General features: G+C 61.2%; 14 protein-coding genes. 9 read left to right on the forward strand and 5 right to left on the reverse strand.

The features are described from left to right. Positions 1-163 precede the first annotated feature (163 nt). The gene (locus KOL70_RS17720) at positions 164-1,273 is read left to right on the forward strand and encodes a lactonase family protein (protein WP_215481216.1); all 1,110 of its coding nucleotides are present in this window, start codon (positions 164-166) and stop codon (positions 1,271-1,273) included. An 8-nt stretch (positions 1,274-1,281) separates the two neighbouring features. Here the strand turns inward: KOL70_RS17720 and KOL70_RS17725 are convergent, their stop codons facing one another. Beyond that, entirely contained in the window at positions 1,282-2,169 is an 888-nt protein-coding gene (locus tag KOL70_RS17725; protein WP_215481217.1) for an alpha/beta hydrolase, read from the reverse strand. A 184-nt stretch (positions 2,170-2,353) separates the two neighbouring features. On the opposite strand from KOL70_RS17725, the gene KOL70_RS17730 reads away from it, so the two are divergent. From KOL70_RS17730 to KOL70_RS17760, 7 genes are all read left to right on the forward strand, one after another. After that, the gene (locus KOL70_RS17730) at positions 2,354-3,778 is read left to right on the forward strand and encodes a hypothetical protein (RefSeq protein ID WP_215481218.1); all 1,425 of its coding nucleotides are present in this window, start codon (positions 2,354-2,356) and stop codon (positions 3,776-3,778) included. 340 nt (positions 3,779-4,118) lie between these two features. Then, a complete protein-coding gene (locus tag KOL70_RS17735; protein WP_215481219.1) occupies positions 4,119-5,324 on the forward strand; it encodes an SfnB family sulfur acquisition oxidoreductase in 1,206 nt (401 codons plus the stop codon). 9 nt (positions 5,325-5,333) lie between these two features. After that, entirely contained in the window at positions 5,334-6,536 is a 1,203-nt protein-coding gene (locus KOL70_RS17740; RefSeq protein ID WP_215481416.1) for an SfnB family sulfur acquisition oxidoreductase, read from the forward strand. Next, positions 6,533-7,894, forward strand: a complete 1,362-nt coding sequence (locus KOL70_RS17745; protein ID WP_215481220.1) for an LLM class flavin-dependent oxidoreductase — start codon at positions 6,533-6,535, stop codon at positions 7,892-7,894. Before KOL70_RS17740 ends, KOL70_RS17745 begins: the two co-directional genes overlap by 4 nt. Before the next feature lie 20 nt (positions 7,895-7,914). Continuing rightward, positions 7,915-8,715: a MetQ/NlpA family ABC transporter substrate-binding protein gene (locus KOL70_RS17750; protein WP_215481221.1), complete on the forward strand. Its 801-nt coding sequence runs from the start codon at positions 7,915-7,917 to the stop codon at positions 8,713-8,715. Positions 8,716-8,717: 2 nt separating this feature from the next. After that, positions 8,718-9,815, forward strand: coding sequence for a methionine ABC transporter ATP-binding protein (locus KOL70_RS17755; RefSeq protein ID WP_215481222.1), 1,098 nt, complete (start codon positions 8,718-8,720; stop codon positions 9,813-9,815). Next, positions 9,799-10,449 (forward strand): methionine ABC transporter permease, encoded by a 651-nt coding sequence (locus tag KOL70_RS17760; protein ID WP_021508962.1) that lies wholly within the window; start codon positions 9,799-9,801, stop codon positions 10,447-10,449. The genes KOL70_RS17755 and KOL70_RS17760 overlap by 17 nt, the downstream gene beginning before the upstream one ends. Before the next feature lie 7 nt (positions 10,450-10,456). On the opposite strand, the gene KOL70_RS17765 is transcribed toward KOL70_RS17760, so the two are convergent. Then, the gene (locus KOL70_RS17765; protein WP_215481223.1) at positions 10,457-11,359 is read right to left on the reverse strand and encodes a LysR family transcriptional regulator; all 903 of its coding nucleotides are present in this window, start codon (positions 11,357-11,359) and stop codon (positions 10,457-10,459) included. A 100-nt stretch (positions 11,360-11,459) separates the two neighbouring features. Between KOL70_RS17765 and KOL70_RS17770 the strand changes: the two genes are divergently transcribed. Beyond that, on the forward strand, positions 11,460-12,524 hold the full coding sequence (locus tag KOL70_RS17770) for an SDR family oxidoreductase (protein WP_215481224.1): 1,065 nt from the start codon (positions 11,460-11,462) through the stop codon (positions 12,522-12,524). Between the two features lie 21 nt (positions 12,525-12,545). Here KOL70_RS17770 and KOL70_RS17775 read toward each other — a convergent pair whose 3' ends face one another. From KOL70_RS17775 to KOL70_RS17785, 3 genes are read right to left on the reverse strand one after another with little or no spacing between them, the layout of a single operon-like run. Next, positions 12,546-13,175: an NrsF family protein gene (locus KOL70_RS17775; RefSeq protein ID WP_104187505.1), complete on the reverse strand. Its 630-nt coding sequence runs from the start codon at positions 13,173-13,175 to the stop codon at positions 12,546-12,548. Then, positions 13,168-13,719 (reverse strand): sigma-70 family RNA polymerase sigma factor, encoded by a 552-nt coding sequence (locus KOL70_RS17780; protein WP_215481225.1) that lies wholly within the window; start codon positions 13,717-13,719, stop codon positions 13,168-13,170. Before KOL70_RS17780 ends, KOL70_RS17775 begins: the two co-directional genes overlap by 8 nt. Positions 13,720-13,736: 17 nt before the next feature. Continuing rightward, positions 13,737-14,966, reverse strand: coding sequence for a protein-disulfide reductase DsbD (locus KOL70_RS17785; RefSeq protein ID WP_104187502.1), 1,230 nt, complete (start codon positions 14,964-14,966; stop codon positions 13,737-13,739). Position 14,967 lies beyond the last annotated feature (1 nt).

The following is a 14,967-nucleotide window of genomic DNA, read 5'->3' on the forward strand; positions in this document are numbered from 1 at the left end:
GTTTCAATACAAAAAAATCAACCTGGTTTGGGCGCAGGCCCGTGAAAATTCCGATTATGGTGGAAAGACAATGAGTGGATACCCAAAACCGGCAACTGGCGGTTTAGCAACAAACTTAACCGTGGCAATATCACTGGCTCTATTGACGCTGGCGGGGAGTGCTATGGCGCAGAACACGGAACATCATCAAACAGCATTAGTCGGCACCTGGACCAGTATTCCGGATGCCCCTGCGGTACAAAAGCCGGATCGACCCAGTGAAGGTTTGTATCGCATGCAGGTCAACAGCGACGGGACGCTCAAGCCGCTGGAGGTGATCAGGATGAAAAGCCCGTCGTGGATCGTTAAATCACGCGACGGGCGGTTTGCTTATACCACCAATGAGGAAAATGCCGGTGCCGTTACCGCGCTGGCGATCGATAAACAGGGCGCAGTGCAGGTGCTGAATCAGGTCGACAGCCACGGCGAGCAGCCGACGCACGCCACTCTCAGCCCGGACGGCAAATTCCTGTTTGTCGCCAACTATTCGGTGGCGAAAGGCGGAGCAGGGGTGACGGTGTTCCCGATTGCGTCGGACGGCAAGCTGGGCGAACAGGTCCAGCATTTCGCGTTCAGCGAAGGCAGCGGCGTGGTAAAAGATCGGCAGGATGGCGGCCATGCGCACTCCACTACCTTTACCCATGATGGCCGCTATCTGTATGCGGCCGATCTCGGTGACGACAAACTGCACGCCTATCGCTACCACGCGGATCGGCGAGAGCCGCTGCAGGCGGATACCAGCCGTGATGTAAGCTTTGCGCCAGGTGCGGGTCCGCGCCACATGGTGTTCTCCGCCGACGGTAAACATGCTTATGTGATTACTGAAATGGCGGGCGAAATCGTGGTGTTCCGCGTCACTGATGACCGGCTGGAACGGCAGGCACAGGTGGCGCTGAATACGCAAAACAGCAGCGCCGCCTATAAAAGCGGTGGCGGCATCATTCTCAGCCCGCAGGGTAAATTCCTGATTGCCGCTAACCGCGGATCTGACAATCATCTGCTGGTGTTTAAGATTGCCGCCGATGGCAGCCTGATAGATCCACAGCGCTATGCCGCCGACGGTATTGAGCCGCGCGCGCTGGCGTTTGATAACAGCGGTAAACATCTCTATGTCACCAACGTGTTTACCAACACCATTACGCTGTTTGATTTTGATGCGCACAGCGGCAAGCTGAGCGCGCGCGGTGTGGCGGCGAAGCTGGCAACGCCAACCGACATCAAATTCTTTAACTAACTGCCCTTTCACTCATCCGGTGCGCGTGACGGCGCACCGTCTTCCGCCATGGCCGACAGCGCGCTTTCCAGCGAGGCCGGAAACATCTGGCCGTGACTGAGCCCGGGAAACAGCTGGAAGCGAGCCGCCAGGCCGTTCTCCTGCATGCCGTCGAGGGTGGTGCGAATCCGGCTCAGCACATCGCTGACGCCGGGACGGGATTCGCCGTTGCCTTCCATCAGCACCAGCTGCTTCTGCTTAAACGATGCGGGCGTCACCGCCGCCATCTGCTGCAACAGCGTTGCGTCGCCGCGCAGGGAAGGACTGGCGGCAAAATAGCGCTGGAAAAATCCGGAGGTCAAATAGCTGTCCAGCACAAACAGCCCACCGTAAGAGTGGCCCCACAGCGCACGCTGCTGCGCATTGATCGGCAGATGCTGTTCGGCACGCGGCGCGATAGTCTGTTCCAGCAACTGGCGGAATGCGGCGCTGCCGCCGGCTGGCCGGCCGCGACGATCCTGCACCTGTTGTGGCGGGGTGTAATCCAGCGTGCGCGCAGCGAGATCGAACGGCAGCGGGGTCTGATAGCCTACCGCCACCAGCACCGGCGGGTTGCCTGCCGCCAGCTTCTGCAACAGCGCTTCGCTGAGATGGTTCATCACGGCGTTGCCATCCAGCATATACAGCGCCGCGTAACCTGCGGCCGGTGCGGGTTTACGTGGCACCGCCGTCCACACTTTGTAGTGGCGCTGGCCGTCAGCGGAATCAAACGTGTTAACAGTGAAGCGATACCAGGCAGAGCCTTTGTCGGCAATGTTGGGTCCGAGCGGCGTCATATCAGGCCGGGCGAAACCGACAGCGGGGCCGAGCAGCAGGCTCAGCAGGGTGAACAGCGGAATGATAAGGCGATAAATCATGGCGCTTCCTTACTAGCTGGCGAGTCAATTACTTCCGTGTCACAGCGAAAGCGCCAGACAGATTAGTGATAATGATTATTAATTTCAACAACCATTTTGCACCGTCATGCGCCGTGCGGAAGTGTAAAGATTTCGTCAGGATCGCCGATAACGTAGCGGTATAATACCAGCGAGGATAGTCAGGATGATTAACGGTATCGGACCGGGTAGTTTCTCACAGCTCTATCTCAGCAGCGCCAGCGCACGCGTGACCAGCAGTACGGCAAGCAATGCGACCCGGCAAAATAGTCTGACGGCAGACGCCTCAGCAAAAGTCACCTTTAGCGAAGCCACCGACGCCATCTCTGCGGTGTACCAGATGACGCCGGCGCGCGTCACCGCCAGCACGCCTCTTTCGCCTGATATGCAGACGCAGGCGATGGGGGCGGTGCGAAGCTCGGGCGTCAGCATGAACGGCATTGGCAGCGCGTTGCTGAGCGCACTGACGCAGCAGCGTGACGATGTCACCATCAGCGTACCGGCCAGCGGCGGCGCGCAAACTGACACGCAGAGCGCGGTGGCGCTGGAGATTACCACTCAGTCCGGCGTTAGCCTCACCCTGCAGATGACGCGGCAGCAGGATGGCGTAGCGGTGGCGCTGAAAACCACTCACGGTAAGCTGAACGATGACGAAGCTGCGGCAATTGCCAAACTTTCCGGCGCGCTGGAGAAAACCCTGAGCGGGCTGGATAACGGCAACGGTAAACTGGATGTCGGTGACCTGCTCAGTTTTGACAGTAACCAGCTGGCCAGCGTTGATCTGAAAACCGACCTGCGTCGCAGCGGCGAAGTGATGCAGTCGCTGAATCTGCATGCCGACCCGGGTTCACGCTGGCTGGGTTTCCATAATGCTGACGCCAGTTTCAAACTGACGACGGACATGCGCAGCCTGGCGCAGGCCAGCAACGCCGGTCAGCAGCAGAGCGCCCTGGCGCAGTGGAGCGCGAAATTTGATCAGGCCGCTTCGCGCGGTCACGGCGATCGCGCGGCGCTGGCACTGTTTAAGCAGGGTTTCGAGAGCTTAAACAGCACCAGCGCGGCGGCCGGCGTGGCGATGCGCACCCCGCAGGCGATCACCGTAGGCGCGCATGCGGCGCAGGCCGGTGCCATCAGCGGCCTGGCGGATTTCTCGGCCAGCTATCACCAGACGGCGCGCTCCAGCAATCCGCTGAAGCCGGAAGAAGAAGATACTTTCGCTCTGGATGTGGCGCAGCGCAGCAGCCAGCAGAAGAACGGCGATACGCAGCGCATGACGCAGGAAACCCTGTTTAAGCTGAACGCCAGTTTTCATACCGCGCTGAGCGCCAGTTCGCCGCTGGCGCTCAATGAAACCAAAGAGTCACAAAACTATCACTACCACCAGATTCACGATGAAACGCGCAGCACCACTGAGGTGACGCAGGATGCGCAGGGTAATCTCACCGCCCGTTTTGCCCAGCAGCTGACGCAGCAGGAAACGGTGAAGACCTATCAGCTGGCGAAGTTGATTGACAGCACCAGCACACCGCACAGTGAGAAGAGTGAATCGACGCGCCACTATTCCCCGGCGATGTATCTGGCGCAGGCGTAATACCAGGATAACGTAATGCCCACTTTATTGCGCCAGCCCATGGCGCAATAAAACCATAATGTCATTTATCACTATCGATAGCGGAATTAATACTTAAGATAATTCGCCCGTGTCACTCAGCGTAATAACCCTGTATCTCCGCGCCTGCTAACGCCTTCTTATCCCTGATAAATTCTTTATTCTCTTTCTGCATGCCGTTTGCCGGATATAGCATAACCGCGCTCTTTACCGCTGTTATTCCCGCTGATTATCATCGCGCCCAATCTGTTATTAAATTACGGCTCTCTGCCCTGGCAGAATGAGCCTGTGAATCACAGCAAAATAAAAAGTGAATCCAGCGATGACGCAATTCAGGGCTCAACAACTTCAGCGCGCGGCGGTGATCACGTCTGACGCGGCGGCAATCGATGCCGCCCGCCATCTGGCGGAACAGGCGAAAGCCGGGGCAGCCGAACGCGACCAACAGCGTATCTATCCGCGTGAACTGCTCGATCAGTTCACCCAGCTGGGGCTGGGCAGTATCAGCGTGCCGCGCCAGTTTGGCGGCGGCGGTTTGTCTTTTGCTACCGTGGCGGAGGTGTTCCGCCTGATCTCCGCCAGCGATCCGTCGCTTGGCCAGATTCCGCAAAACCACTTCGGGCTGATTCAGTTCATCCTGGGGGAAGGCAGCGCGCAACAGCAGCAGCGCCTGCTCAGCGCGGTGGTACAGGGCCAGCGGCTCGGCAACGGCGGTCCGGAAAAGAACAGCAAGCACACGCGTGATGTGCAGGCGCAGCTGGTGTCAGGCCCGGAGGGGTTACGGCTCAGCGGTGAAAAGTTCTATTCAACCGGTGCACTGTTTGCCGACATTCTGGTGACCACCGCGCAGCAGGAGGGCCAGCCGGTGATGGCGTTCATTCCGCTGCCGGCGGCAGGGGTGGAGATTATCGATGACTGGTCGGGTATCGGTCAGCGCACCACCGCCAGCGGCACGGTGAAGCTCCAGCAGGTGGCGGTCGATGCCGGTTTGACCATCGCGCTACCGTCCCCCGATAAGCCAACGCTGCGCGGTGCCGTATCGCAGCTGATCCAGGCCGCGATTGACGCCGGGATCGCCCAGGGCGCGCTGGATGAGGCGCTGGCGTTTATTCACAGCAGCTCGCGTCCGTGGGTGGACGCGGGCGTGAGCCGCAACGCAGACGATCCTTACATTCTCGCCGATGTCGGGCGTATCAGCACCGAACTGAGCGCCGCCAACGCGCTGCTGGTGCGTGCGGCGCGCGTACTGGACAGCATTGACCCGCACGCGCTTACCGCTGCGCACTGCGCGCGCGCCTCCATCGTGGTTGCAGAAGCCAAAGTGCTGACCACCGAAATTGCACTGAAAGCCAGCGAAAAGCTGCTGGAGTGGAGCGGCAGCCGCGGCACATTGCTGAAGCATGGGCTGGATCGCCACTGGCGCAACGCGCGCACCCATACGCTGCACGATCCGGTGCGCTGGAAAACGCACGCCATCGGCAACTATTACCTCAATGATGTTCTGCCCGCGCGTCATGCGTGGATTTAAGGAGCGATGATGACGCAGGTTTTCGCTAAACAGCCGGCAGCACGTATCCGCAGCGCGCAGCAGGCCCTGCAGGTGGCAGAAGAGCTGGCTGAACGCTTTCGCAGCGGCGCAGCGCAGCGCGATCGGCAGCGTGAGCTGCCACAAGCTGAACTTCAGCACTATTTCCAGTCCGGCCTGGGCGCCATTACCGTGCCGCGTGCGTGGGGCGGCATTGAGATTTCCAGCGCAGAACTGGCGCAGATTTTTGTCATTCTCAGCGCTGCCGATGCATCGATCGGTCAGGTGCCACAAAACCACTTCTACGCGCTGGAAGTGCTGCGCGTTAACGGCAGCGATGCCCAGCAGCAGCGGCTGTACAACGAAGTGCTGGCGGGCGTTCACTATGGCAACGCGCTGGCGGAGTTCGGCTCTGCGGCGGCGCATCAGCGCACCACCGCCTTCAGCCAGACCGCCAGCGGGCTACGCCTCAACGGCGACAAATTTTACTGCACCGGGGCGCTGTTTGCCGACCGCATCCCAACGCTGGCCATCGCCGATGACGGCAAAGAACAGCTGGTGTTTGTGCCGCGCCATCAGCCGGGCGTGACGGTGATTGATGACTGGAGCGGTTTCGGCCAGCGCACCACCGGCAGCGGCAGCGTGCAGTTTCGTGATGTGGCGATCGCGCCGGACGATGTGGTGCCGTTTCACAGCGCGTTTGAGCGGCCGACCACCGTCGGACCGTTTGCCCAGATTATGCATGCGGCCATCGACCAGGGCATTGCCCGCGCGGCCTTCAACGACATGCTGGCTTTTGTGCAGCAGCGCGCGCGGCCGTGGCCGGACAGCGGCGTCGAGCGAGCCTGTGACGATCCGCTGACGCTGGATCGCACCGGGCGGCTCGCCGCACGACTCAGCGCCGGTGATGCGTTGCTGGATGTCGCCGGGGAGGCGGTCGATATCGCCCAACGCAACCCGAGTGCTGAGCACGTCGCGCTGGCATCGGTTGAAGTGGCGAAAGCGCGTGCCTGGACCACTGAGGTGGCGCTGGAAGCCGGCAACCTGCTGTTTGAGCTGGGCGGATCGCGCGCCAGCCTGCGCGAGCACAACCTCGATCGCCACTGGCGCAACGCGCGTACCCACACGCTGCATGACCCGGTACGCTGGAAATATCCGGTCATCGGCAACTATCTGCTTAACGGCGTGCTGCCACCGCGACGGGGAACGCTATGAGCCGCAAACAGATTCTGCTCAATGCTTTTAACATGAACTGCGTGGGGCATATTCACCATGGCATGTGGACCCATCCGCAGGACCGCTCGGTGGAGTTCAATTCGCTGGCGTACTGGCTGGATTTAGCGCGTCTGCTGGAGCGCGGCCTGTTCGACGGACTGTTCATTGCCGATATTCTCGGCGTTTACGATGTGTATCAGCAGGGTATCGGCCTGACGGCGCGCGAGTCCATTCAGCTGCCGGTGAACGATCCGCTGATGCTGATTTCCGGCATGGCCAGCGTGACGCAGCACCTGGGCTTTGGCGTGACCGCCAATCTCAGCTACGAAGCCCCTTATCCTTTTGCCCGCCGCCTGTCGACGCTCGACCATCTGACCAACGGCCGCATCGGCTGGAATATCGTGACCGGCTATCTCGACAGCGCGGCGCGCGCCATGGGGCAGCAGCAACTGCTGGCGCACGATCGGCGCTACGACCAGGCCGATGAATTTCTCGATGTCACTTATCAGCTGTGGGAAGGCAGCTGGCAGGACGATGCGTTGCTGGCCGACAAACAGCGCCGGCTGTATGCCGACGCGCAGAAGATTCACGCGATCAATCATCAGGGTGAATTTTATCAGGTGCAGGGCTATCACCTGAGCAGCCCTTCGCCGCAGCGCACGCCGCTGCTGTTCCAGGCAGGCTCATCCGCACGCGGCGTGGCGTTTGCTGCGCGGCACGCCGAATGCAGTTTCGTGAATGCCAGCTCGCCGGCGGCGCTGCGCGAGCAGGCGCAGCGTCTGCGCCACGCGGCGGTGGCGGCGGGTCGTCAGGCGGACGACTTACGCATCTTTATGGGCGTCAGCGTGATCGTCGCTGCCAGCGAACGCGAAGCGCAGGAGAAGCACCGCAGCTATCTGGAATTCGCCAGTGCTGAAGCCGGCATTGCGCACTTCTCCAGCTCAATTGGCGTCGATCTCGCCGCGTTTGGCCTCGATGAACCGATTCACAGCGGCGACACGCGCGCCATTGAATCAGTGAGCAAAGCCTATAACGGCTGGACGCGCCGCCAGCTGCTGGAGCAGCACGCGCTTGGCAGCCGCTACCCGGTGATTGTCGGCAACCCGTCTCAGGTCGCCGACCAGTTGATCCGCTGGATTGATGAAGGTGACATCGACGGCTTCAATCTGACGCGCATCCTGAATCCGCAAAGCTACCGCGATTTTATTGAGCTGGTGGTGCCGGAACTTCAGCAGCGCGGCCGCTTCAAAACCGCCTATCAGCCGGGATCGCTCCGGCAAAAAATTTTTCAGCAGCAGGATCGTCTGCCCGCGCGCCACCCGGCCGCGCGCTGGCGGCCTGTGGCTGACGTTCGTTAATTTAACCTCAGGAAATCAGGATGAAATTTGCCTCATTAGTGGCGCTGAGCGCCGCAATATTTACCGCCAGCGCGTTTGCCGCCGGTGACTACAGCGGCGCCCTCAAAGTCGGTACCACGGCGGCTTTCGCGCCGCCGCTGGAAACCGCCGTGGCTGAAGCGAAAAAGCAGGGACTGCAGGTCGAGCTGGTGGAGTTCACCGACTGGACTGCGCCGAACGTGAGCGTGGAAAATGGCGACATTGACGTCAACCTGTTCCAGCACAAGCCGTTTCTTGACAATGCCAACCGCGAGGGCGGTTTCCATCTGGTGCCGTATGCGCCCGCCATCATCAATAACATCGGGCTCTATTCGAAGAAGCACACGGCAATCGAACAGATTCCGGATGGCGGCACGGTGGCGATTGCCAATGACCCAATTAACGGTGCGCGCGGATTGCTGCTGTTGCAAAAAGCGCAGCTGATTACGTTAAAACCGGGCAGCGGGCTGAAATCCACCGTGGATGATATCGCCAGCAATCCAAAACACCTGAAAATCATCGAAGTGGAGGCGGTGCAGCTGTCGCGCTCGCTGGATGAGGTCGACCTGGCGCAGGGATATCCGCACTATCTGCGTTTGTCGAAGACCATCGACCCCAACAAGGCCCTGTTATTTGATGGCCTTGAGCATCCGGAATATGTGATTCAGTTCGTGATTCGTGACGGACATCAGGACGATCCGCGTCTCAAAAAGTTTGTAGATATCTATCAGCACTCGCCGGTGGTGCGTGCGAAGCTGGATGAGTTCTACGGCAAGCTGTATCAGCCGGGCTGGAGCCAGTAATCATGGTCAGCCTGACTCTTCCTGGCGAGCAGGCGGCGCTGCACACCACGCCTCCGGTCGCGGGCCGTGCGCATGTGCAGATCCGCGGGCTGAGTAAACGCTATGACGGCCAGTCGCAGGATGCGCTGAAGCACATCGACCTGCAGGTTAAACGCGGCGAAATTTTTGGCATCATTGGCCGCAGCGGCGCGGGCAAATCGACGCTGATCCGCTGTCTGAACCGGCTGGAAAATCCGACGCAGGGTGCGGTGGTGATTGACGGTATCGATCTCAGTTCACTGAGCGCCAGCCAGCTGGTGCAGTGGCGGCGCCGCACCGGCATGATTTTTCAGCACTTCAATTTACTGTCCGCTAAAACGGTGCGGCAAAACATTGAACTGCCGATGAAGGTGGCCGGCATACCGGCGGCGCAACGGCGGCAAAAAGTGGATGAGCTGCTGGCGCTGGTTGGGCTGGAGGCGCGCCAGCATGCCTGGCCGGCGCAACTCTCTGGCGGGCAGAAGCAGCGCGTCGGCATTGCGCGCGCGCTGGTGCACGATCCGGAACTGCTGCTGTGCGACGAGGCAACCTCGGCGCTGGATCCGGAAACCACGCGCGCCATCCTCGCGCTGCTGAAAAAAATCAATCAGCAGCGTCATATCACTATTGTGCTGATCACCCATGAGATGGACGTGGTGCACGACCTGTGTCACCAGGTGGCGGTGATCGATCAGGGTGAAATCATTGAGCGCGGTCCGGTGTGGCAGGTGTACAGCGATCCGCAGCATGAGACGACGCGGCAGTTGCTTAATCCGCAATTCGGCGCGCTGCCGGAGGCCATCCAGCCGCTGCTGACGCCGCAACGTCAGGACGTGGACTCGCGTTTGCTGGTGCGGCTGCGCTACAGCGGGCAGGGTGCGCAACCGGATCTGGCGGCGATCAGCGCACAGGTCAGCGGCGAGCTGACGCTGCTGTACAGCGCAGTTGAGTGGGTGGATCGCAAACCCACCGGCCAGCTGTTGCTGCTGCTGGATGCGCGTCACGACGCGCCGGCAGCCCTTACCGCGCTTCATCTGCTGGCGGACCAACTGGAGGTTGCAGGTTATGTCACTGGCTATTGATCGTTTATGGCAGGGGTTGCTGGATACGCTGCTGATGGTCGGCGTGTCATCGCTGCTGGCGCTGCTGATTGGGTTACCGATGGCGGTGATTCTGGTGGTGACCGGGCGTGGTGATCTATTCCCCAATCCGCTGCTCAACCGGCTGCTGGGCTGGCTGGTGAACCTGTTCCGCTCGATTCCGTTTTTGATTCTGATGGTGGCGCTGATCCCGTTTACCCGCTGGATTGTCGGCACTACCTACGGCGTCTGGGCGGCCGTGGTGCCGCTGACGCTGGCGGCGACGCCGTTTTTTGCTCGCATCGCGGAGGTGAGTCTGCGCGAAGTGGATAAAGGGCTGACGGAAGCGGCGCAGGCGATGGGCTTTCAGCGCTGGCATATTGTCTGGCACGTGCTGCTACCGGAAGCGCGGCCTGGCATCGTTAGCGGTTTTACCATTACGCTGGTGACGATGATTAATGCCTCGGCGATGGCCGGTGCGATTGGCGCCGGCGGGCTGGGCGATCTGGCTTATCGTTACGGCTACCAGCGTTTCGATATGCAGGTCATGCTCACGGTGATCGTGGTGCTGGTGGCACTGGTCACGCTGCTGCAGCTGTGTGGCGACCGGCTGTCGCGCCGGCTGAACCATCGCTAAAGGCGTTTCACCTGATCTGCAGGCCGTCAAGCGCCGCCAGCAACGCGTCGACCTTCGGCAGCAGCTGTTTGCGCCGCGGCCAAATCACCGACAGCGGCAGACCGTCCGGCTGCTGCTGCGGCACAATCACTTCCAGCGCGCCGCTCGCCAGCGCGTCACGCACCAGCCATGACGGCATCTGCGCCACCCCAAGGCCAGCGCACAGCGCCTGCATTTGGGCATCCACGTCGCCCAGCGCCATGCGAGACGGCACCTGACGCCAGTGCGGATGTCCATCCGCCGTGGTGAACAGCCACGGCTTGGTGCTGCCGTCAACGCGCTCGTACAGAATCGCCCGATGCTGCAGCAACTCACTCTCGCTGGTCGGTCTGCCTGCGCGCGCCAGATAGTCCGGCGAGGCGCAAAACACCATACGCTCGCGGCCCATCGCCCGGCAGCCGAGCGAGGCGGGCAGATCCGGCGAACCGCCGATGCGCACCGCGACATCAATGCCCTCATCAAACAGATCAATAAAGCGATCCGAGAAAGTCAGGCTGAGTTCCACATCCGGATGCTGCTGACAGAACGGAATCAGCAGCGGCATCACGCCGAGGCGGCCATAGGTATTCGGCACTGCCAGCCGCAATCGCCCGGAAGGAATGGTGCGCTGCGCCGCCAGTACCGCTTCGGCTTCCGCCAGCTCCTCCATAATGCGCAGGCAGGTCTGATAATAGGCGCTGCCGGCGTCGGTGAGCGTCAGGCTGCGGGTGGTGCGCTCCAGCAGGCGAGAGCCGAGCCGCGCTTCCAGCCGCGTCACGCTTTTGCTGATGGCGGAACCGGTCAGGTGCAGACGCTCAGCAGCAGCGGCAAAACTGCCGCTTTCAACACTGGCGACAAAAGGAACGATGTCTTTCAGACGCTGATCGTGCATGTATTGGTGAATCCAGTTCAGGAATGATGTGAATTAATGCCACGGCTAAGAATTTAATTCTCTATTACGCTAAGGATAACTGCAATAGAGGAGATTCGACATGCAAAAACAGGCGTTAATCGTGGGGATCAGCGGGGTTATTGGTCGTGCGCTGGCGGAAAGGCTGCAAAGCGAGGGCTGGCAGGTAACCGGTTTGTCGCGTGGACGCGGTGCCATTCCCGAGGGCTGCCGCAGTCTGACGGCCGATCTGACCGATGCAGATGCGGTGCGCAATGCGCTGGCGCAGGAAAAACCGGATGCGCTGTTCTTTAGCGTCTGGTCACGCCAGGCGAATGAAAAAGAGAACATTCGCGTCAACGGCGGCATGGTGCATAACGTCATTGCCGCGCTCGGCGAGCGGCTGAACGGTGCGCATGTGGCACTGGTGACCGGGCTGAAGCACTACCTCGGTCCATTCGAAGCGTATGGCAAGGGCGCGGTGCCGGTGACGCCGTTCCGCGAAGAGCAGGGACGTCAGCCGGTCGATAACTTTTACTATGCGCAGGAAGATGAAGTGTTTGCAGGCGCAGAGCAATATGGCTACAGCTGGAGCGTGCACCGTCCGCACACCATCATCGGTTATGCATTGGGTAACGCTATGAACATGGGGCAGACGCTGGCCGTTTACGCCACGCTGTGCCGTGAAAAAGGCTGGCCGTTCATCTTTCCCGGCTCGCCGGAGCAGTGGAACGGTCTGGCCGATGTCACCGAAGCCGGTTTACTGGCGGAACAGCTGCTGTGGGCGACCCGTGCTGAAGGGGCTGCCAATCAGGATTTCAACGCGGTGAACGGCGATGTGTTTCGCTGGAACTGGCTGTGGCCGCGTCTGGCAGACTATTTCGGTATTGAAGCTGCAGACTATCCGGCGCAGATGATGCCGCTGGAAGGACGCATGCAGGAAGCCGCAGCGGCCTGGCGTGAAATCGCTGCGCGCTATCAGCTGCGTGAAGCGGACATCGATAAACTGGCGTCGTGGTGGCACACCGATGCGGATTTGGGACGGCCGATGGAGGCGTTTACCGATATGAGCAAGAGCCGTAAAGCCGGCTTTACCGGCTATCGCGCCACGCTGGATTCCTTCACCCAGCTGTTCGACCGGCTGCGGGCGGAGCGCATCATTCCCTGATAGCGTCACTGGCCGGCGTCGTCAGGCGATCTGCACCCAGCGCCGGCCAAGCAATACGGTCAGCACGATGATGCTCACGATGGCCGCCAGGTGCTGCAGCAAATCCAGCGCATGCAGGTGCACCGGATGACAGAACGCCAGCAGGCTTACCGCCATGCAGGCGACGCCCAGGCCCGCCATGGCCAGACTGCGGGACGGATAGAGCGTCCGCGTCCGGCGCAGACTGATGATGGTCAGCAGCAGCATCGGCAGACTCACCACCAGCAGGAAAACAAAGCACGGCAGCGTGTCGTGCTGCTGCAGCGGCGCGGCCGTCTGCAGCAGACTGCTGGCGCTCAATCCCAGCCACAGCAGGCCCGGCGGCAACAGCAGCTTTGCGCTGATGCCGCGCCGGCCGGCAATGCTGAGTTCAAAGGCGCTGCGCATCGCCAGCAGCCCGAGGATAAAAGCCAGCATCAGTTGCAGCGCGGCCTGCATCGCGCCGGCCTGCGACCAGTCGGTCAGGGTGCGCGGCACCAGCAAACTGGCCGCGATGCCGGCCGGTAGCGCCAGCGCCAGCCAGCCCAGCACGCGTTTTCCGGTCGCCGGCGGGCGTTTCACCGGGCGCAGATCGCGCCCCAGTTTTTCAATCAGCAAATGATGGTCAGTCATGGTTTGCTCCAAAGCGGCGCAGATTGATGAGCGCGCGGTGCAACAGCGATTTCACCGCCGATACGCTCAGATTATGGTGTGCCGCCGCCTCGTTCAGGCTCATTTCATGCAAATGAACATGCTCAACGATTTCACGCTGACGCAGCGGCAGCTGGCTGAGATAGCCCGCCAGCTCCTGCCGGGTGTCCAGCTGCTGCTGTTCTGCCGTGCTGGCGGGATCGGCGGCCTGAGCGTCGTCAAGCGTACAGTGCTGCTGGCGGCCGCGGCGGCGCAGGGCATCAATCGCGCGCGCCGAGACTATCGCCGTCAGCCAGGGCAGAAAAGGGTAAGCGGGATCGTAGGTATGGCGCACGCGATGCAGCGTGAGCAGCACATCCTGAATCACATCTTCCGTTAAGGCTTCATCGCTCAGCCTGCGCCGCACCTGTGCGCGTATCACCGGCACCAGCGCCCGCAGCAGCCGGGTATAGGCACACTGATCCCCGGCCTGCGCGCGTTCCATCAGTCCGGGCCAGTTTTCACGTGCGCTATCGCCTGTGTGCATACGCTGCCTTGTTGCCGTTACGTCTTCTTCGCTGCCGCCTGGTTTAACGCATCCACTACGATGCCGGGTGTCAGCACCTGCGGCAGTACTTTCGGTGGTCCGCCATCAGCCGGATACACCAGGTACATTGGTAAACCGCCCTGACCAAACTCACTCATCACGTCATCAACGTCCGGGTTAAATTTAGTCGAGTCTGCCACCATGTACAGCGTACCGGTTTTCGCCAGTGCGGTTTTCACCGCCTGGGTCGACAGCGAGGTCTTCTCGTTCACCTGACAGGTGATGCACCATGATGCGGTAAAATCGACAAAAATTGCTTTGCCATGCCCGCGCTGAGCGGCCACCGCCTGCGGCGTCCACGTCTGTTTGCTGACTTGCGCCTGTATATCGCCTTGCAGCGCCGCGCCTGGCTTGATCAGCCCCGGCAGCGGCGCGATCACCGCAATCAGCAATATCGCCGTGACGCTGAACAGCGCTTTGTGCCCTTTTCCGGCAAAGCGGCGCTGCTGCGCCATGCCATACAGCCAGCCGGCAAACGCCAGCACCACCGAGGCGGCCAGCACAACAGCCAGCGCGCTGCTGCCCGCCTGCTGGGCCAGAATCCACACCAGCCAGGCCCAGGCACCGAGCATGGGAAAGGCCAGCCCGCGCTTAAGGATATCCATCCAGACGCCAGGGCGCGGTAAAAATCGCGCCAGCGGTGGGAAAAGCGACAGCAGGGTAAACGGCGCGGCAAAGCCGAGCGCCAGCGCAAAGAAAATAACCAGCGCAACCGCAGGGGGCTGCACCAGCGCGTAGCCGATGGCGCTGGCCATAAAGGGCGCGGCGCAGGGTGTGGCTACGATGATCGCCAGTGCACCGGTCAGCGCGGAACGCAAAAAAGCGCCGCGCTGAATGTCGATGGCCCCGACGCGCTGCACCGTTAGTCCCACCTCAAAGACGCCAAGCAGGTTAAGCGCGGCAGCCAGCATCACCAGCGACAGCAGGGCGATCACCAGCGGTGACTGCAGCTGAAAGCCCCAGCCGACCGCGGCGCCACCCGCGCGTGCGGCCAGCAGAATGCCAGCCAGCGCCATCATGGTCACCAGCACGCCGAGCAGGAAACCGAGGCCTTCCCGCCGCGCGCTGGCAGCCTGGCTTTGATGGCGTAGCAGGCCAAGCGCTTTCAGCGAAATCACCGGAAAGACGCACGGCATGAGGTTGAGGATGATGCCGCCCAAAAAGGCGGCCAGCATCGCGGTTAACATG

Source organism: Pantoea sp. B270, from assembly GCF_018726825.1.
Taxonomy (GTDB): domain Bacteria; phylum Pseudomonadota; class Gammaproteobacteria; order Enterobacterales; family Enterobacteriaceae; genus Pantoea; species Pantoea dispersa.

What these genes read in the sequence shown, in the direction of transcription:
- KOL70_RS17775 (WP_104187505.1), bottom strand. Translation starts at nt 13,175, where the DNA reads ATGACTGACCATCATTTGCTGATTGAAAAACTGGGGCGCGATCTGCGC.
- KOL70_RS17725 (WP_215481217.1), bottom strand. Translation starts at nt 2,169, where the DNA reads ATGATTTATCGCCTTATCATTCCGCTGTTCACCCTGCTGAGCCTGCTG.
- KOL70_RS17765 (WP_215481223.1), bottom strand. Translation starts at nt 11,359, where the DNA reads ATGCACGATCAGCGTCTGAAAGACATCGTTCCTTTTGTCGCCAGTGTT.
- KOL70_RS17720 (WP_215481216.1), top strand. Translation starts at nt 164, where the DNA reads ATGGCGCAGAACACGGAACATCATCAAACAGCATTAGTCGGCACCTGG.
- KOL70_RS17740 (WP_215481416.1), top strand. Translation starts at nt 5,334, where the DNA reads ATGACGCAGGTTTTCGCTAAACAGCCGGCAGCACGTATCCGCAGCGCG.
- KOL70_RS17770 (WP_215481224.1), top strand. Translation starts at nt 11,460, where the DNA reads ATGCAAAAACAGGCGTTAATCGTGGGGATCAGCGGGGTTATTGGTCGT.
- KOL70_RS17735 (WP_215481219.1), top strand. Translation starts at nt 4,119, where the DNA reads ATGACGCAATTCAGGGCTCAACAACTTCAGCGCGCGGCGGTGATCACG.
- KOL70_RS17755 (WP_215481222.1), top strand. Translation starts at nt 8,718, where the DNA reads ATGGTCAGCCTGACTCTTCCTGGCGAGCAGGCGGCGCTGCACACCACG.
- KOL70_RS17745 (WP_215481220.1), top strand. Translation starts at nt 6,533, where the DNA reads ATGAGCCGCAAACAGATTCTGCTCAATGCTTTTAACATGAACTGCGTG.
- KOL70_RS17760 (WP_021508962.1), top strand. Translation starts at nt 9,799, where the DNA reads ATGTCACTGGCTATTGATCGTTTATGGCAGGGGTTGCTGGATACGCTG.
- KOL70_RS17785 (WP_104187502.1), bottom strand. Translation starts at nt 14,966, where the DNA reads ATGTTAACCGCGATGCTGGCCGCCTTTTTGGGCGGCATCATCCTCAAC.
- KOL70_RS17750 (WP_215481221.1), top strand. Translation starts at nt 7,915, where the DNA reads ATGAAATTTGCCTCATTAGTGGCGCTGAGCGCCGCAATATTTACCGCC.
- KOL70_RS17730 (WP_215481218.1), top strand. Translation starts at nt 2,354, where the DNA reads ATGATTAACGGTATCGGACCGGGTAGTTTCTCACAGCTCTATCTCAGC.
- KOL70_RS17780 (WP_215481225.1), bottom strand. Translation starts at nt 13,719, where the DNA reads ATGCACACAGGCGATAGCGCACGTGAAAACTGGCCCGGACTGATGGAA.